Source organism: Acinetobacter sp. TYF_19 (assembly GCF_043105125.1).
Classification (GTDB): Bacteria; Pseudomonadota; Gammaproteobacteria; order Pseudomonadales; family Moraxellaceae; genus Acinetobacter; species Acinetobacter johnsonii.
In genome coordinates, this window is sequence record NZ_JBICLH010000062.1 from 70,402 (window position 1) to 89,338 (window position 18,937).

The window sequence follows — 18,937 nt, forward strand, 5'->3', positions numbered from 1 at the left end:
AATTCTACTATTTTCTGATTTGGATAACTTCTCGTTCTTGCGGTGGTTCATCTACTCTTTCTTCGGAATAGAAGTCAGAAGGCATTTCAGAAAGTGATTTAAATAGTTTTTCTACTTCGATTGTTTTATTTTGAACAGTATTTTCTTCAATTTTAGGAAGTGTTTCTTTTTCTATAGGCATTTGTGACTCCTAATTATTATGCGGAATACCAAAATGATTAATATTTGAATAAATGAAGTGTAAATTTTTAAATAAACTACTTTGCAGTTCCACCGTAAAGCGTGGTGGAACTCTAAATAAGTCAGATTATCAATTGATAATTTATTACACTTTTAAAATTTTTTGTTTTTGTAGATATGCCAAAAACTCCGTCCCTTTTTTCGTCATTGCAAATCTACGATACTTTACACCTGTAACTTTTTCATTTTCAACTAAACCGTGAATTTGTAACTTAGGACAAACATTATGATAAAGAAATGATTCTCCATCGCTTACACCAAATGCGTTAGTAATACCCGTAATTATATAATCACTACTATTTTTATACAATTGTAACAGAGTCAATTCCATTTCAGCGCTTTGCTTAGAAACATTTTCTGGCACCTTAACTTTGATTGACTCTAGTACTTGTATTAATTCCTGATAATTATTTGTATTAGATTCCCGACTTTTATTCATTCTTAACTGATTATTGTCTTTTTCTAAATCTTTAATTTTTTCTCTAAGTTCAGTTACTTCATTAATTAATCCATTAATATCGGGAATATCATCACCCGACACCCATCCGGACAAATTATTCATCTGAGCAATTTCTGGCAAACTTTCCATTACAGTTAGTCTAATATCTTTTAAATCATTAAAAAAAGAACTCATATTTTGTAAAACTTTTTCTTTAAAAAGTTTTAATTCAGAAGGTCTGTCTCTTTCTAAAAAATCCAAACCATTTTTTTTAACTTTTTCTTCTAAAGCCGACTCTTCAATTACCACAGCAAATAATGGTTTTCCCGTCTCAACAGCGTAGTCATATTCTAATTCTGTATAGCTAACGCCCTTTTGAGGATCAATGCTCCCATATCTACCACCTAGAATAAGCATATAAACATCAGACTCATCTATCCAACGCTTTATAATCTCCCATTGACTTTTGTCAGCGGCTTTAAACAACTCCATACCTGCTGGAATGTGTCCTGCTTTTAAAATTGCACTAACTGCAGCTTGTCTTTCCTCTTTCAAATCGATGAAAGTAGAAGAAATAAATACTTGTAATTTTTTATTCATCTGAAGTCTCAAAATTTAATAACGGTTAATTTATCTGTCATACAATTTATTAGCATACAACTTAATATAAGAATTAAGACCATCGCCACATTTAGCCAATCGCTTCATTTCTTCTACTTTATTAACCCCTGCTTTTCGATAACTATAAGTATAAATTTTAGCTGTACCACTAAATTTAACCCTTATGAAAGTATCCCCAATTTCATATCCAACTACACCTGAATCACCATCTAAATCCAAATATCTTTCCATATCCATACACAAAAAATAAAGCCATATATGAAATATGGCTTTATAAAATTATTTCAAGTATTAAAAAGACTTATTTTTAACTACGCCACATTCCCTTCCAAGAAATCCTGCGCAAAGCGTTGTAATACACCACCCGCTTCATAAACAGACACTTCTTCTTCAGTATCTAGACGACAAGTTACAGGTACTTCAACGATTTCACTCTTACCTTCATCCGTCGCACGCTCAATCACTAAAGTTAAAGTCGAACGTGGCGCGATATTACCAATCACGCTATATAGCTCAGTACCATCTAAACCTAAAGTTTTACGGTCAGTACCTGCTTTAAACTCAAGCGGTAACACGCCCATACCCACCAAGTTAGTACGGTGAATACGCTCAAAACCTTCTGCCACAATCGCTTCAACACCTGCAAGACGTACACCTTTTGCAGCCCAGTCACGGCTAGAACCCTGACCATAGTCTTTACCTGCAATGATGATAAGAGGTTGCTTACGGTTCATATAAGTTTCAATCGCTTCCCACATACGCATCACTTCGCCTTCAGGTTCAACACGTGCTTTCGAACCTTGCTTAATCGTACCGTCCGCACGAACCACCATTTCATTAAACAGTTTCGGATTCGCAAATGTCGCACGTTGTGCAGTCAAGTGATCACCACGGTGCGTTGCATAGGAGTTAAAGTCTTCCTCAGGTACACCCATTTTGTGTAGGTACTCACCTGCTGCCGAATCCATCATAATTGCATTCGATGGAGACAAATGATCCGTTGTAATATTATCAGGCAAGATGGCAAGCGGACGCATATTTGCCAGTGTACGTGGCGCAGCCAAAGCCCCTTCCCAATATGGCGGACGGCGGATATAGGTACTTTGTGGACGCCAGTCATATAAAGGACTTGCCGCTTTTTCAGTAACACCCAAATCAAACATTGGAATATACACTTTACGGAACTGTTCAGGCTTCACCGCTTCTTTAACCAGCGCATCAATTTCTTCATCCGAAGGCCAAATATCTTTCAGGTAAATTGGATTACCGTCTTTATCCGTGCCTAATGCGTCTTTTTCAATGTCAAAACGAATGGTTCCTGCAATCGCATACGCTACAACGAGCGGAGGTGATGCCAAGAACGCTTGTTTTGCATAAGGATGAATACGACCATCAAAGTTACGGTTACCCGAAAGCACCGCTGTTGCATACAAGTCACGGTCAATAATTTCTTGTTGCAGTTTAGGGTCTAACGCACCTGACATACCGTTACAGGTGGTACATGCATACGCCACGATACCAAAACCTAATTTTTCTAAGTCATCCAATACGCCTGCTTCTTCAAGATAAAGCGCAGCAGCCTTAGAACCTGGCGCAAAAGATGATTTCACCCAAGGTTTACGGGTTAGGCCCAATTCATTGGCTTTACGTGCCAACAAACCTGCGGCAACGGTATTTCGTGGATTAGATGTATTGGTACAAGAAGTAATGGCTGCAATGATCACCGCACCATCTGGCATTAAACCATCGGTACGCTGTTCAACCACACCTGCAATGCCTTTGGCTTTTAAGTCGCTGGTTGATACACGTGCATGTGGATTCGATGGCCCTGCAATATTACGCGTTACAGTCGATAAATCAAAACGCAGTACACGCGGATATTCTGCTTGTTTCATCTCCGATGCCCAAAGACCAACTTCTTTGGCATAAGTTTCTACAAGTTTGATTTGATCTGCTTCACGACCTGTCAGGGTTAAATAATCAAGCGTGTTTTGGTCAATATAAAACATCGCCGCTGTTGCGCCATATTCAGGTGTCATGTTGGAAATCGTGGCACGATCCCCCACCGACATGCTGTCCGCACCTTCACCAAAGAATTCTAAATATGCACCGACCACACGTTCTTTACGCAAAAACTCAGTTAAAGCTAAAACGATATCTGTTGCAGTGATTCCCGCTTGACGTTGTCCAACAAATTCAACACCGATAATATCTGGAAGACGCATCCAAGAAGCACGACCTAACATTACATTTTCAGCTTCTAAACCACCGACACCAATCGAAATCACACCAAGTGCATCGGTATGTGGCGTGTGTGAGTCTGTACCGACACAAGTATCTGGGAATGCCACACCTTCACGGCTTTGCACCACAGGAGACATTTTCTCCAAGTTGATTTGGTGCATGATGCCGTTGCCCGCAGGAATTACATCAACATTTTCAAAGGCTGTTTTGGTCCATTCGATGAAGTGGAAACGGTCTTCGTTACGGCGGTCTTCAATGGCGCGATTTTTCTCAAAGGCATCTGGATCAAAACCACCGTATTCCACAGCAAGAGAGTGATCGACAATGAGCTGAGTTGGCACCACAGGATTCACTTTCGATGGGTCACCGCCTTGATCTGCAATCGCATCACGTAAACCTGCAAGGTCAACCAATGCCGTTTGTCCAAGAATGTCATGGCACACCACACGCGCAGGATACCAAGGGAAATCGTGATCTTGTTTTGAGAAAATCAGTTCTTTTAATGACTGCTCCAAAATGGCAGGATCACAACGACGCACTAACTGTTCAGCCAATACTTTTGAGGTGTATGGAAGTTTTGCATAAGCGCCTGGCTGAATCTGTTCAACGGCTTCTCGCACATCAAAGTATTCTAGCTGGGTGCCTTGCAGTGGTTTGCGGTGATTCTTGTTCATAGCGTTCCTGCCTTTGGTGTTTCATTTTTCTTCACTGTCTTTACTAGACAATTCATCTTTGTCTGCTAGGCATACTACACTGTCGAAAACCCATTTCCCAAATCGTTTATATTTCATAAACTTAGATATAAAAACAGGGGTTTTTGAAACATTTAGTTACATTAACTTTTAAATATTTACTCTAAATATGATTTTTTCTGAAAAATAGCGGAAAATAGCCCTAATTCTTTAGTATTAGATTTTAAGGTAGGCGAGCAATTCATGAGCGATCTAGCTTTCTCCTCTTTCACTTTAATTGGTGTAGATGCACTCAAATTTTTACAAGGTCAAGTGACGGTCAACGTTGAAGCTTTGGCTGAAAATACAACGCAATACACCGCCATTTGTGACTTGAAAGGCCGTATCCACTTTGGTTTGTGGCTGACAAAACGTAACCCTGAACATTTTGAAATTGTCACCACTCAAGACCAGTCGGAAGACTTTGCTAAACACATTAAAAAGTTTGGTGCTTTCTCTAAAATGAAACTTGAACCTATGGGTTCAGTTTTTCCAACATTCACGCAAGACCGTACCACCTTTTCTGCTGAGTCTACCGATATTGCAGCATGGCAAGTGCAAGCCATTACCCATGGTGAAGCGTTTATCGACCAAGCCATTGAGCATGTATTTCAACCTCAAGAGCTACGTTTACACCAACGTGAAGGCGTACACTATGACAAAGGCTGTTACTTGGGTCAGGAAGTAATTGCGCGTTTATGGTTTAAAGCCAAACCAAAAGCGTGGTTGCATTTAATTCAGAGTACAGGCAGTGCGCCTGCGCAAGCTGAACAGTTGAATAAAGGTATTCAAGTGGTGAATAGCGCTGCGATTGATGGCGGTTATGTCGCGTTGGTGGTGGCACGTCCTGAGTCGTTGAGCGAGCTGGATGTAACAGTTTTAGACTTACCAGAACGCTTAAATGGTGATGTGGCAAGACCGCAATAACATTTTAAAAATAAGGAAAATCAATTGATTTTCCTTATTTTTATAGGATAATCAATAAGAAGATAAATATTAGTTTTGGCTTTAAATAAATGACAATTAAAGATTCAGATTTACAACATTGGTACAACAATAATAGATTAAAATACGACCAACTCTGTTTATCTGTCAAAAATATTTTGGAAAATGTACTTTCCCAAGAAAAAATTGCATTAGTAGGGATACATCATAGAACTAAGCAATTTAATAGTTTGAAAAATAAATGTTTAAAGAAAAAATATGAGAATACTGAAATGATTATGGATATTTCGGGTATTCGTATCATTGCTTTAGTTGAAGATGACTTAAAAGTAATTTCTGAAATAATTGAGAATACATTCAATATCCATAAGGAAGATTCGATAGATAAAACCAATGAACTAGGTGTTGATAAGTTTGGTTATAGATCTATTCACTATATTTGCGATTTAGGTAGCAAAAGAAATGATCTAGAAGAATACAAGGATCTAAAAAATTTATGTTTTGAAATTCAAATCCGAACCGCTTTATCACATGCTTGGGCAGAAATTGAACATGATAGAGGTTATAAATTAAAAGGACAACTTCCCAACGAATTAAAACGTAGATTTAACCTATTGTCTGGTCTTTTAGAGTCAGCAGATCTTGAATTTAATCGTCTAACTAGAGAAATCAAAGCTTATAATGCTACTTTAAAATCTTCTAATGAAGAGCAAATTTTGGATGAAGAAATTAATAAAGTTTCAATAATAAATTATTTGAACAAAAAATTAATAAATTCAGAATTCCATCTAAATCCTAACGATTACTCAATTGAATCTCTTCAAGATGAAGATAGTCTATTTTATAAGTTATTATCATATTTTAATTTCCATACGATTAATGATATTGAAAATGTATGGAGCAAAAATCTAAGTAAAATAACTTTAGAAACTTACAAAGCTTCTAAATTTTTACATTATATTTTAGATAGAGTCTTACAATATGAAGACCTAGAAAAAGAAACTCTTTTCTATTCAGAAAGAGTTGGTCCAATTGCTGCTGATTTAGAAGAATATCAAGATCTTTGTAATAAATTAGGTAAAGATTATGTAGATCATATTTATGAAAAGCACTCAGTTTTTGTTATTCCTGAAGAAGCTTATTCAATGCCTGAATAAAATATAATTTTGAAAGAAAAAATATTTTAAGAGTGTAAATAAAACCACATTTGCACAGAATTATTTACACCCACTTATATGAGTTAAACAATCAAGGAACTTTAAGATGAGCCTGTCTTCCTCACAAAATAAACTACACCACTCTTATCATCTGAAAAATAAAAGGAATTTGCATCTATACGGTAAATATCCGCAGGTCGACCATTCACCTTATTCCCTACTAAAAAACCATCCATAAAGGTTTCAAGTTTTTGCCCTTTACGCATAATCACAATTTTATAGCCATGACCAATCGTGGCATCCGTAGAACCATGTAAAGCCACTAAAAAAGAATTTTTAATGGTGTCATCCGTATTTGGATCATCAAAATAGTCAAATCCTAGTGCAGATGAATGCGCAGGAAAATAAGCGTAAGGAGATGGTACATTTTTACATCCAGTTGGACATTTAAATTTTGGGTCTGCAAAAATTTTACCATTCGACGAATAGCAAGATGGCCAACCATAATCGGCATCACGTTTGAGTGCATAAAAAGTTTCGTCAGGTTTGTGTTTACCCAGATGGTCTGCACCTTGATTGGTGGCAAATAAAAATTTACCCACCCATTTCAAACCGACGGCATTGCGTAAGCCTTTGGCGAAAATCTTTTGTTCCGAACCATCGGGATTCATTTCTAAAACTATTGCTCGAACTTTTTCTTTCTCGGCACAAGCATTACAACTTGAGCCGACTGAAACATAAATTTTACCGTTCCCACCTACTGCAATGGTTCGTGTTAAATGCCAGCCACCATATTTATAACTTAAACCATAATCAGGAAAAGTCGCTAAAACTTCAGCTTTAGCCGTGGGTTTTATTTCACCTTGGGTGAATTTTCGTCGGGTGAGCTGATGAGTTTCAGCCAAATATAACCAGTCTTGCCCTGAAGAATCGGTATAAAATTGAACTGAATTTGGATTTTTCAGACCTGTCATATAAGGAATGATTTTGCCGAATTTACCAGTTTCAGCATTCCATTCATCCAAAATATAAACGATGCCTTTATTATTGTCGGTCAAATCCTGCATATCTGTGACAAACATTCTACCGTCAGGTGCTTTGCTAAAAAAACGAACACGTTTTAAACCCTCAGCCGCAGGAATGATGTCGTAATTTGCTGGCAGATTGAGAGAAAAACGCTTCCCATTTTTCAAGCTGATTTGATGAGACACAAGATTTGGCTGCCCTGCTAAAACTGCCATTGAACCAACTAAACATATGAATAAGATTGAGAATATTTTTATCATTTTAGAGACGTCTCGATTCATCTTATGAAAAGTAACCTTCTTTTTTATATGATATAACTTGAATGATGAGCACATAGTCAAACGCTTTTGCTAGAAAATCGTATAGGCTCTTCATATACAAAATATTATTTTATATTATCTTTTAGCCTAACCACTGCAAGTGTCTTTACAGTGGGTTAAAGCCTTCATTCTCGTTCTGTGGCTATAAACAGAACATAAAAAAGTATTGCTTTAGAAGTCTACAGCAACCATCAGTACTTGGATAAAAGGCTCATCCAAGGACGTAAACCCTTTTAGAGCCTTATTTAATAGTTCACTCATCTTCAATGAAGATTAAACATCAAAAATCATGAAACAGCTTATTCATGTCTTTGCAGAGATAGTCTTTAAATGAAAAGTCTCGTGCATGTTTAGCATCAAATTTTGCGGTCACACCATCTTTTTCAAAGATATATACACGGTCATCTTTGCTCACTAAAAACTCACCACCCAATTTCATCAATAAGGCATCAATTTTTTCACCATCTGGAATCGACTCATCGGCCAAAACTTTTAAATAATTTCGCTTAATTGACTTAATAAACATGCTGAACTCACTACTCATTTTCAGCGCTATTTAAACAGAATCTAAGCCAGAATCCTAATAAATCCCAAAGCTCATCCGCTACAAATACCAATAACACGTTTCAGACTTTTCCACTGCATAGCACGCGGGTTGTATTGGAAAAAGATATACCGATCAACACAATCAACGAAAATTTGTAAGACCAAGACACAATTCAGATATTTACATTCACACAATTCAACTTATGATGTGAAATGACTCAAAACAAATACACACATAGATGGACTTATGTGTAAGAAAAAGGTTTATAAAACATGAAGAAACTCGTACTTGCAAGCTTAATTGCACTCTCTAGCCAGCTTGCACTTGCAGCCTCCACTCAAGATACCATTAACCCCGAATTTGCCAAGATTGAGGAAATGGTCAAAGCCAATAATATGACAGGGGCGTATCAGGCTTTAGAAAAACTGGCAAAATCTGGCAACCCACAAGCCATGTACAACTTGGCTTATTTGACTCAGACTGGTCAAGGCACAGCGAAGAATGAGAAGAAAGCCATTCAGCTCTATCAAGATGCTGCAAACAAAGGCTACCCTGTTGCGCATTATGTGCTTGCGAAAAACTATGTCACTGGTACTTTAGGCTTGCCTCAAGACATTAACAAAGCCAAACAACACTTTGAAGCCTCATCTAAATTAGGCTTTGATGATGCAACCGTTGAATATGCCGTGCTGTTATTTTCCGAAAATAAACCAGAGTCTGAAAAGTTAGCCCTTAAGAAACTTGAGCCTTTGGTGAAAAAAGGCAACTATCAAGCCATTCATGCACAAGCCCTGTACGACATCAGCACAGGCTTTAAAAACAAACAAGAAGCACCCATTCAAAAAGGTCTCAACAGCATTCAAGACTTAGCCAAAAAAGGTTACATTCCTGCACTGATGGCCGTAGGCAATATGTTTGCTAATGGCAATATCATTCCGCAGAACTTGCCTGAAGCGAAGAAAATTTTCACCGCTTTAGCCAAGGAAAATGTGCCACAGGCCAAAGAGTCTTTGGCGATGGTTGATAAAATGATTGCCGATCAAGCTAAAGCTCCAGCTGCAACAGCTGCGGTCAAAAAATAAATCTCTTCTTCAAAAAATACTCTCAATTGAGAGTATTTTTTTCACCACCAAAGACCAATCAAGGCACTGACCACCACAAAACTCAATAGCGTGCTGATCATCAATGGAGTGAGTGCTTTTTCATTCAATCCATACACTTGCCCAAAAATTCCAAATAGAGAAGGCATCGGTAAAGCCGCAATCAAGGTCCCTGCATAAATCATCTTTGGGTCCAACTCAGTCAAATAGGTCAGCCCTAAATAAACCAATATTGGCATACAAATATTTTTAGATATCACCAGATAAACGGTTTGTAAGTTAAACGATTGAATGGTTAGCCCCACCATTCCCCCACCAATAATAAAGAGCGCTAGAGGTGCAGCAGTCTGACCTAACATCGCAAACACTTGGTCGATTAAATGTGGAATTTGAAGTTCGAAAATCGCACAACTCATGCCAAGCATCACCGACAAGAACAGTGGATTTTTGAGTAGCGTGAGAAATGTGGTTTTTAAAATGGAGGCTAAATTGGCTTGTCTTTGTCGCCCTATTTCTGCCAGAGTGAGCATCAGCGGTACAAGAAATACACTTTCAATGATCACCACCAATGAAATATAAATCATCGCTTCACTTCCCATCAGAAGTGTCAAAATTGCTGCTCCCAATAACCCAGTATTGGACATGGATGCACCCAGTGAAAAGACTGCAGCATGGGTAAAGTGATTTTTAAACAGCTTTTGACCTAAAATAAAAGCCGTAATAAATAAGCCAAAGGTCACAGCGGCATAAACATAAAAATATGACGGATACCAAATTTCATGTAAATCTTTTGAAGCTAAGGCATGCAACAATAAAGCAGGTAACGCAATTTTGATGACAAAAGCACTGATTGCAGTCATTTGCTCTTTAGCGAGCAACTGGATTTTGACAGATGCAAAACCGAGGAAGAGCAGGAAAAATACTGGAAAAATTACCGAAAAAATCATTCAAGCTGTTCCTTTTCCAGATGATGTAAGTAAAGACCTATCCTAGGATACACCTTTACTCAGTTGAAATATTTTTAAAGACCAATTGGCGAATATGTGATTAAAACGCAGAAAACAAATCTTTGATCCCATGTGGCTGACACCGTAAATACTGCGGTGCGATAGAGACTTTCCCACCCAGTTCTGCGGCTGCATGCCACGGCCATCGTGGGTCATACAACATGGCGCGCGCCAGACCAATTGCATCGGCTTCTTGCGCTTCTAAAATATGTTCAGCCTGTTTGGCTTCTGTAATCAATCCCACCGCAATGACTGGAATTTTCACCGCTTGCTTCACTGCGTGGGCAAAAGGTACTTGATATTTGGCCTTAATCTGAATGTCTTGTTCCACATGCAAGCCACCACTTGAAACATGAATATAAGCCGCACCGAGTTGTTCCAACGCTTTCGATAGCCCCACTGTTGAATCAATATCCCAACTTTCTGTTGCGGTCGACTCCATCCAATCAGTTGCAGATAAACGTATACCTACGGGATAGTTTTCAGGAACAGCTTGTTTAATGGCTTGGAATACTTCTAAGGTAAATCGAATGCGGTTTTCAAAACTTCCGCCATATTCATCGGTACGTCGGTTCGACAGGGGTGACATGAATTGATGCAACAAATAGCCATGAGCTGCATGTAATTCGATCAGCTCAAAACCTGCATCTACAGCGCGTACCGCAGCACTGGCAAAGTCATCGATGATGTCTTGCATCTCCGTCACACTTAAAGCATGTGGTGCGTGCTCTTCGGGCTTAAAGGGCACATCACTGGCAGACACCGTTTGCCAACCATGGGGTTCATTCGGTTTGATCTGACCTTTTCCCGACCAAGGACGATCGGTCGATGCTTTACGTCCTGCATGTGCCAGTTGAATGGCAAAAGGCATTGGAGAGAGTATTTTGACTTTTTGAAGTAAGGCCTTCATTTGCGCACGTTGCAAATCATTCCACAGTCCTAAATCCGCAAAGCTGATCCGTCCTACCGCTTGTACGGCTGTCGCTTCAACAATACATAGACCTGCACCTGACAAAGCATAATTGGCCCATTGTTGCTCATGCCAATAGCTCAGCTCACCCGCATCATTGGCTGAGTATTGGCACATCGGTGCAATCACGATTTTATTTGTTAAGTTTAGATCCCCAAATTGAATGGGTTGAAATAATAATGGCATCATAGCTCTCCGTGTACTCACTATGATCTATAACAAATAAAGTGCCTTGCATTCAACGCTAAAAGTGCAAATCTGCTGTCAAACCTTTGCACTTTTATAGCTATCCATTTAAAAAATAATGCGGCTTCCAAGCCCCAAGACCAGTGCATTATCCACCACATGGCTTGAACCTGAGTTGACCACATACTGAATGTTGGGACGTAACATTAACCACGGCGTAGTGTTATAGCTATAGTTCAGTTCAATATTGTATTCCGCGCTCGCATCATACTGTGCTTTACCCGCAGTGAATCGATCATTTAGGTGTACTCGATTCACACCCAAACCTAGAATATCCGTCGGATGCTGTTCAAATACCCCAATATATTTCAGCCCCACTTGTTGTGAGTTATCTACTTTATTAGTAATGCGGTCATGCCATGTAAAGTTGGCAAAACTATGCAAACCTTGGCGCCCTGCACCCGTTGAAGTCAGTTGCTGTTCGATGGCAAGCCATCCTGCAAATGTCCGGTCTTCGCCAACCACACCTTTGCCATAAGCCACATCATATTGGTTATTTGGATCATCTGCGGTGTTATATATCCCACCAACCCGATAGCTCCCCGCCAAACCATTCAATAGTGCTTTCGGTCTCCAAATCACTTCCACAGGAATAGTCACACCATCGGCATGCTCTGTGTCTAGGCTCCAACCTTGTCCTTCGGCTTTTCCATTGCCATTATCTGGATTGAATTCATAAACACCCACTTGAGTTGCTACTTCAGGGGTCAGTTGGTACTTAATACGACCGCCCCATTGTGAAACCGGCGTATTCATCCAGATATTGCCCTGCCATTTCCCCATTTGTGCGGCACAAAAGGCATTACTGACAAAATCACACGCCATCACATCAAAATCAGAACCCAAACCCAGTCGCCCAACTTTGACACTGAGCCCTTGTTCTTTAAATCGCTTTTCAATCGAAAGCTCAGATAAACGGCTGTCTTGGTTTCCACGGCCATAGGTGGCTTGCACATTGGCTAATTGCGGTGCAGAAGGATCTTGCAAATCTCGAATTGAGGTACTTTGTCCTTGACGCGCAGTCGCAACAAAACGAACAGTGACCCCTTCCCAGCCGGCTAGCTTTTCTAAATCAAATTGTGTACCTAACCAAAACTGCGAAGCGGTACTTGGGCTTGCACCTGCATTATGCCCGCCATCCGCCAAATAGTTGGTATCTGTTAAAGCATTGGCTTCAAACTTAATGCCTTTTTGCGCCAATTCAGTTCGTTTTCCCTGCCAGTCACCAAACAAATACTGACCCTGTACATCTAACATCTGCTCCGCATGACTCACTGTCGCCCAGGCACACATTGCTGTTGCAAATAAAGAGAAAGAAAACTGTCGCATAAAACCCAAGCCCCAAACTAAAATGAAGAACAATCCATTTCATTTAAATGAAAAATTTAATGAAAAGTACATAATTTTTAAATAAAGATCTCAGCAAAATTTTTATCATTAAGTCAAAAAAAAGTTATCAATATCGCCCACAGCTATAAATAGAAGATTGGATTTGGGTGATTCATAGCAGTTTTCACTCAATTCAAGAATGCTATTTAAAGAGGATGATTCCTGATCACACTCGCACTCTAGCTCCGTACAAATGTGCTAAAGGCAAGCCTCTCGTTGAAATCACTTGCAATCTTGCGTGTACACCGCAATATTAGCCTCAAGTTTTATCATCTCATGTTGCCATGCCAGAATTACCCGAAGTTGAAACCACCAAAGCCAGTCTAGCGCCGTTATTAGATCAACAAGTACTCAGTGTTGAAGTTCGCCAGTCGAGCCTGCGCTGGCCGATTCCCGCCGATCTCAGCAAACTGGTGGGTCAGCGTTTAATTCAACTCAAACGCCGTTCTAAATACATTTTGGCCATTTTTGAACAAGACACGATGCTTTGGCATTTGGGTATGTCTGGTAGTTTCCGTATTTGTGAGGTGGGTGAAACCCTGCGTAAACACGATCATTTGATTATTCGTTTTGAAGATGTCGAGCTACGCTACCATGATCCGCGCCGCTTCGGCTGTATTTTATGGTTGGATAAATATTCGCAAACCAAGTTAATCGATACCCTTGGGCCTGAACCACTGAGTGCTGATTTTAACGCTAAATATTTAAGCCAAAAGTTAAAAAGCAAACAGGTCGGCATAAAAGTTGCAATCATGGATAACCATGTGGTGGTTGGTGTCGGAAATATCTATGCCACAGAGAGTTTGTTTAATTTAAGAATACACCCTGCGCAAGTGGCGTCTAGTTTAACACCCAGCCAAATTGAAAAATTGGTGGTCGAGATTAAACGTATTTTGCAGCAGGCCATCGATTTAGGTGGGTCTACCCTGCGGGACTATTCCAACGCAATGGGTGAAAATGGTTACTTTCAACAAACTTTATTGGCTTATGGTCGAGCAGGTGAAATGTGTGTGAACTGCGAGACTACGCTTGAAAACATCAAACTAGGACAGCGTGCTTCTGTGTTTTGTCCCGAATGCCAACCGCTGAAAAAAGTGCAACCTAAGCCCAAAGCCACAGCTCGAGGAAAAACCAAATGAAAACTGCCATTGTTCGTCATATTTTGGTCAAAGACAAAGACCTCGCTGAACAACTGAAAAAGAAAATCCACGATGGCGCCGATTTCGCCAAAATTGCTAAGCAATACTCCACCTGTAATTCAGCTAAACGCGGTGGTGAACTAGGTGAAGTCAAAAAAGGCCAATTGGTGCCTGTGATTGATAAATTGGTTTTTAGTGCAGCTGAAAAAGTACTACATGGCCCCATCAAGAGCCAATTTGGTTTTCATTTAGTAGAAATTAAATTCCGTATGGATTTTTAAAAGGATGCGCGGTATGTGATGTGTTTATGTCTAAGCACATCACAAACACAGTATTTGATTAAGCCTCTTTCATCTCATATGTCCAAGCATCAACGTGTTCGCCAGATTCCAACGTCCCTTGTACCCTCACCCGTTGATACTGTATCCCTTCAAACTCATCCAACGCATCCCAATGTTCGGTTAATTTTTCACTGCTAAAAAAATATCCTTCAACTGCTGCTGCTTGCGGATCTAAAACAATGGCGAATAAGCCTTTGTCGGGTCCCCAATCCAAAATATGCACCACGCCATGCACATAGCCTTTTTGCCATGTTCCACCTATACGCTCTAAAAGATGGGCATTTTCATGATTTGGACGGAGCGTCCCATAGACAAATAATTGATTCATTCGGCATCACCACAGCTATTCAATCAGCGCGCATCATAAAGTCAAAATTGTACAAAAACCAGTCTTTCGATAAGTCTCAGACATAAAAAACGGCACTTGATGTGCCGTTTTATTTTAACCGTTCGATTACTGACGTTTTTTCAATTCATCACGAATTTCACGTAGCAACGCGATATCTTCTGGCGTTGCTGCTGGTTCTGGCGCTGCTTCTTCTTGTTTACGGCGCATACGATTAATCATTTTCACCATTAAGAACACCACCCATGCCAAAATGATGAAGTTAATTAAAATCGTAAGGAAGTTACCATAAGTCAGGACGTTCACCCCAGCTTTGGTCAACTCATCTAAAGACTGTAAATTGTTTGGGTTGTCCCCCAAAACAAAGAATTTCTGTGTGAAATCTACACCACCACCAGTCACAACCGTGATCAATGGCATGATGATGTCTTTCACCAATGAATCGACAATTTTACCAAATGCACCACCGATGATTACACCGACAGCCAAATCAATCATGTTGCCTTTTACCGCAAATTCGCGGAATTCTTGAACAATACTCATCTAAATCTCCAGTTATTTTTTGACTTTAATTTATGTGACGAAGTATACATTAATTTTATAGCTTCATTTCCACGTAATTTACTCGGAAATCATCTGCTTTTATATATTTGTTTGCTAATTTTAAACAAAAAAATGCCATCAATAAATTGATGGCATTTTTAAATGTCGCGGCCCCGCATGGGACAACATCATTTTTAAAACTTATTTACCAGAACGGTTACGTTTACGTTCGTTTTCAGTCAAGTAACGCTTACGGATACGGATTGACTTAGGTGTTACTTCAACTAATTCATCATCTTCAATGAATTCAAGCGCTTGTTCAAGCGTATATTCAACAGCAGGAACAAGAGTCAACGCATCATCAGTACCAGAAGCACGTACGTTTGTTAACTGTTTTGCTTTAGTTGGGTTAACTGTCATGTCATCTGAACGAGAGTTAATACCAATGATCATACCTTCGTAAACTTCTAACTGAGGTTTAGCAAATAGACGACCACGGTCCTGCAATGTGAACAATGCATAGCCAAGGCAAGTACCTTGAACCATAGAAATCAACACACCGTTTTGACGTTTCGCAACAGTACCTTGTTTCATTGGACCGTAGTGTGAGAAGCTTGAAGTCATGATTCCTGTACCAGAAGTCATGGTCAAGAATTCTGAACGGAAACCAATTAAGCCACGTGAAGGAACAGTTGCTTCAATACGGATACGGCCTTTACCGTCAACTTCCATATTCGTCATTTCGCCTTTACGGTGACCCATTTGTTCCATTACAGAACCTTGGTGCTGTTCTTCAACGTCAAATGTTACGTTTTCGTATGGCTCTTGCTTTTCGCCATCAACTTCTTTCAAGATTACTTGTGGGCGAGATACGCCCATCTCGAAGCCTTCACGACGCATGTTTTCAATAAGAACTGAAAGGTGAAGTTCACCACGACCTGATACTTTAAAGCTATCAGGACTATCAGTATCTTCAACACGAAGCGCAACGTTGTGAATTAATTCGCGGTCTAAACGTTCACGGATATTACGTGAAGTAACAAATTTACCTTCTTTACCCGCAAACGGAGAGTTGTTTACTTGGAAAGTCATGGTTACTGTAGGTTCATCTACAGACAATGCTGGTAAAGCTTCAACATTTTTCGGATCACAAATGGTGTCAGAAATATGAAGTTCATCAATACCTGTGATACACACGATATCGCCTGCTTGAGCAGATTCAACATCAACACGCTCTAAACCATGGTAACCCATGATTTTTAAGATACGACCGTTACGTGTCTTACCGTCTTTATCAATCACAGTTACTGGTGTGTTTAATTTTACAGAACCACGTTGAATACGACCTACACCGATAACACCAACGAAGCTGTTATAGTCAAGTGATGAAATCTGCATTTGGAATGGACCATCAACATCGACTGCTGGTGGTTCAACAATGTCTACAATTGTTTGGAACAACGGCGTCATATCTTCCGCTAATTCTTCTGGAGATGGACCAGCAACACCACGAAGACCTGAAGCGTAAACAACTGGGAAGTCTAACTGTTCGTCAGAACCACCAAGGTTATCAAACAAATCAAATACTTGATCAATAACCCAATCTGGACGCGCGCTTGGCTTGTCGACTTTGTTGATAATTACGATTGGCTTCAAACCACGTGCGAACGCTTTTTGCGTTACGAAACGAGTTTGTGGCATTGGGCCTTCTTGAGAGTCAACAAGAAGAAGTACACAGTCAACCATCGACATTACACGTTCAACTTCACCACCGAAGTCTGCGTGTCCTGGGGTGTCGACGATGTTAATACGGTATTCTGTATTGGTACGTGCATCTAACCATTTGATTGCAGTGTTTTTTGCAAGAATGGTAATACCACGTTCACTTTCAATCGCGCCTGAATCCATGACACGCTCAATCTCGCCTGCACGATCGCCAAGTGCACCTGATTGCTGTAAAAGTTTGTCTACTAGAGTGGTTTTACCGTGGTCAACGTGCGCAATGATGGCAATGTTGCGGAGAGTTTTGATATCTGACATGTAAATTCGATACGCCTAAAGTTTGAGGGCAAATTATACAGAAAAATAATAGAATTTAGTAGTGACAGTTTATTGACAGACTCATTTTTTTTGATAAGTGGTGTGTAATTAATTTTGTAAAGCTGTGTAAAGCGATTAGAATAGCGCCACCTTGCTAACACCCTTTGACATATGTCTGATCAAAATCTCTCTCCCAATCAAACAGATCAACTCGATTTGGTCTATGGTTTAAACGACCGCCCTCGCCCAATCATTGCTTTTCTTGCTGCATTTCAACATCTCCTTGCAATTATTGTCCCAATTGTTACTCCAGGCTTACTCATCTGCCTAGCGCTTGGTGTGTCGAAAGAAGACACTAACATGATTTTATCCATGTCTTTGGTCATCTCAGGGATTGCAACCTTCTTACAATGTAAAAAAGTTGGACCTTTTGGTGCAGGCTTATTAATTGTTCAGGGCACCAGTTTTAACTTTATCGGCCCGATTATTGGAATCGGCTCTGCCATGGTTGCTGCAGGTACTCCAGTAGAATCCGTCATGGCTGCAATTTTTGGTGTGGTAATCGCAGGTTCATTTATTGAAATGGGCGTGTCACGTATTCTGCCTTGGGTGAAAATGTTAATTACCCCATTGGTAACAGGCATTGTGGTGTTATTGATTGGTTTGACCCTCATTAAAGAAGGTCTGATCAGCATGGGTGGTGGCTATCAAGCCATGTCAAACAATACCTTTGCCAATGCAGACAACCTAATCATGTCGTGTACGGTTTTAGGCTTAATTATCTTACTGAATCGCATCCGTATTACATGGGTAAAAAGTTCTGCTATCTTAATTGCCTTAATTGCAGGGTACACTCTTGCAGGCTTTATGGGGCATCTGGATTTTTCAGGTTTAAAAGATGCGCCTTTAGTACAAGTTCCAACGCCAATGCATTTTGGACTAAGCTTCTCTTGGAGCTTGTTTATTCCAATGGCCTTCATCTATTTAGTGACGTCTTTAGAAGCAATTGGTGATATTACAGCAACCTCTAAACTCTCTAACCAACCTGTCGATGGTGCAACATGGATGGAGCGTATTAAAGGCGGTGTCTTGGTGAATGGTGCAAACTCTTTCCTTGCTGGTATTTTCAATACCTTTCCTAGTTCGGTCTTTGCACAAAATAATGGCGTGATTCAGCTTACTGGCGTTGCGAGCCGTTATGTCGGCATCTGGATTGCTGCGTTATTGGTGATTTTGGGTTTACTCCCTGCTGTTGCAGGTGTGATTCAGGCAGTGCCTCAAGCTGTTTTAGGCGGCGCTGTAATGGTGATGTTCGGTGCTGTAGCAGCTTCTGGAATTAACATTCTGTCAGGTATTCATCTTGACCGCCGCGCACTACTGATTATTGCCATTTCATTAGCACTCGGTTTAGGTGTTGCACAAGTTCCACAAATTTTGGAACACTTACCAGAATTATTCCGTAACATCTTCAGTTCAGGTGTTGCGACAGGTGGTATTGCAGCTTTGTTATTAAATATTATTCTTCCTGAAACGAAGAAATAATTGT

General features: G+C 39.9%; 18 protein-coding genes. 6 read left to right on the top strand and 12 right to left on the bottom strand.

The window, feature by feature from the left end; genetic code table 11:
- Positions 1–7 precede the first annotated feature (7 nt).
- From ACF8FD_RS08835 to acnD, 4 genes are all read right to left on the bottom strand, one after another.
- Complete coding sequence (locus ACF8FD_RS08835; protein ID WP_234304557.1) at positions 8–181, bottom strand: hypothetical protein; 174 nt, start codon at positions 179–181, stop codon at positions 8–10.
- A gap of 144 nt (positions 182–325) precedes the next feature.
- A complete protein-coding gene (locus ACF8FD_RS08840; protein ID WP_159153320.1) occupies positions 326–1,279 on the bottom strand; it encodes a DUF4062 domain-containing protein in 954 nt (317 codons plus the stop codon).
- A gap of 30 nt (positions 1,280–1,309) precedes the next feature.
- Positions 1,310–1,531, bottom strand: coding sequence for a hypothetical protein (locus ACF8FD_RS08845; protein ID WP_201706719.1), 222 nt, complete (start codon positions 1,529–1,531; stop codon positions 1,310–1,312).
- 80 nt (positions 1,532–1,611) lie between these two features.
- Positions 1,612–4,218 (bottom strand): Fe/S-dependent 2-methylisocitrate dehydratase AcnD, encoded by a 2,607-nt coding sequence (gene acnD, locus ACF8FD_RS08850; protein ID WP_234304556.1) that lies wholly within the window; start codon positions 4,216–4,218, stop codon positions 1,612–1,614.
- Positions 4,219–4,479: 261 nt separating this feature from the next.
- Between acnD and ACF8FD_RS08855 the strand changes: the two genes are divergently transcribed.
- A complete protein-coding gene (locus tag ACF8FD_RS08855) occupies positions 4,480–5,202 on the top strand; it encodes a folate-binding protein YgfZ (protein ID WP_234304555.1) in 723 nt (240 codons plus the stop codon).
- A gap of 89 nt (positions 5,203–5,291) precedes the next feature.
- Complete coding sequence (locus ACF8FD_RS08860) at positions 5,292–6,377, top strand: GTP pyrophosphokinase family protein (RefSeq protein ID WP_234304554.1); 1,086 nt, start codon at positions 5,292–5,294, stop codon at positions 6,375–6,377.
- A gap of 101 nt (positions 6,378–6,478) precedes the next feature.
- On the opposite strand, the gene ACF8FD_RS08865 is transcribed toward ACF8FD_RS08860, so the two are convergent.
- On the bottom strand, positions 6,479–7,663 hold the full coding sequence (locus ACF8FD_RS08865) for a sorbosone dehydrogenase family protein (protein WP_234304553.1): 1,185 nt from the start codon (positions 7,661–7,663) through the stop codon (positions 6,479–6,481).
- Between the two features lie 340 nt (positions 7,664–8,003).
- Positions 8,004–8,249: a hypothetical protein gene (locus ACF8FD_RS08870; RefSeq protein WP_004695190.1), complete on the bottom strand. Its 246-nt coding sequence runs from the start codon at positions 8,247–8,249 to the stop codon at positions 8,004–8,006.
- Positions 8,250–8,542: 293 nt separating this feature from the next.
- On the opposite strand from ACF8FD_RS08870, the gene ACF8FD_RS08875 reads away from it, so the two are divergent.
- The gene (locus tag ACF8FD_RS08875) at positions 8,543–9,352 is read left to right on the top strand and encodes a tetratricopeptide repeat protein (protein ID WP_234304552.1); all 810 of its coding nucleotides are present in this window, start codon (positions 8,543–8,545) and stop codon (positions 9,350–9,352) included.
- Positions 9,353–9,393: 41 nt separating this feature from the next.
- On the opposite strand, the gene ACF8FD_RS08880 is transcribed toward ACF8FD_RS08875, so the two are convergent.
- The 3 genes from ACF8FD_RS08880 to ACF8FD_RS08890 form a co-directional block, all read right to left on the bottom strand.
- The gene (locus ACF8FD_RS08880) at positions 9,394–10,317 is read right to left on the bottom strand and encodes an AEC family transporter (protein WP_234304551.1); all 924 of its coding nucleotides are present in this window, start codon (positions 10,315–10,317) and stop codon (positions 9,394–9,396) included.
- A gap of 100 nt (positions 10,318–10,417) precedes the next feature.
- Positions 10,418–11,533: an NADH:flavin oxidoreductase/NADH oxidase gene (locus ACF8FD_RS08885; protein WP_234305072.1), complete on the bottom strand. Its 1,116-nt coding sequence runs from the start codon at positions 11,531–11,533 to the stop codon at positions 10,418–10,420.
- A gap of 108 nt (positions 11,534–11,641) precedes the next feature.
- Positions 11,642–12,922, bottom strand: coding sequence for a carbohydrate porin (locus tag ACF8FD_RS08890; RefSeq protein ID WP_234304550.1), 1,281 nt, complete (start codon positions 12,920–12,922; stop codon positions 11,642–11,644).
- Between the two features lie 344 nt (positions 12,923–13,266).
- Here ACF8FD_RS08890 and mutM point away from each other — a divergent pair, with 344 nt between their 5' ends.
- Both mutM and ACF8FD_RS08900 read left to right on the top strand, forming a co-directional pair.
- Positions 13,267–14,121 (top strand): bifunctional DNA-formamidopyrimidine glycosylase/DNA-(apurinic or apyrimidinic site) lyase, encoded by an 855-nt coding sequence (gene mutM, locus ACF8FD_RS08895; protein WP_234304549.1) that lies wholly within the window; start codon positions 13,267–13,269, stop codon positions 14,119–14,121.
- Positions 14,118–14,402: a peptidylprolyl isomerase gene (locus ACF8FD_RS08900; RefSeq protein ID WP_058870212.1), complete on the top strand. Its 285-nt coding sequence runs from the start codon at positions 14,118–14,120 to the stop codon at positions 14,400–14,402. The genes mutM and ACF8FD_RS08900 overlap by 4 nt, the downstream gene beginning before the upstream one ends.
- A gap of 58 nt (positions 14,403–14,460) precedes the next feature.
- Here ACF8FD_RS08900 and ACF8FD_RS08905 read toward each other — a convergent pair whose 3' ends face one another.
- The 3 genes from ACF8FD_RS08905 to typA all read right to left on the bottom strand — a co-directional run bounded on the left by ACF8FD_RS08905 (position 14,461) and on the right by typA (position 17,391).
- On the bottom strand, positions 14,461–14,790 hold the full coding sequence (locus ACF8FD_RS08905) for a gamma-glutamylcyclotransferase family protein (protein ID WP_004983113.1): 330 nt from the start codon (positions 14,788–14,790) through the stop codon (positions 14,461–14,463).
- 126 nt (positions 14,791–14,916) lie between these two features.
- Entirely contained in the window at positions 14,917–15,351 is a 435-nt protein-coding gene (gene mscL, locus ACF8FD_RS08910) for a large conductance mechanosensitive channel protein MscL (protein ID WP_004983115.1), read from the bottom strand.
- 201 nt (positions 15,352–15,552) lie between these two features.
- A complete protein-coding gene (typA, locus tag ACF8FD_RS08915) occupies positions 15,553–17,391 on the bottom strand; it encodes a translational GTPase TypA (RefSeq protein WP_010327435.1) in 1,839 nt (612 codons plus the stop codon).
- A gap of 171 nt (positions 17,392–17,562) precedes the next feature.
- Here typA and ACF8FD_RS08920 point away from each other — a divergent pair, with 171 nt between their 5' ends.
- Entirely contained in the window at positions 17,563–18,933 is a 1,371-nt protein-coding gene (locus tag ACF8FD_RS08920) for a uracil-xanthine permease family protein (protein ID WP_004695168.1), read from the top strand.
- Positions 18,934–18,937: the final 4 nt, after the last annotated feature.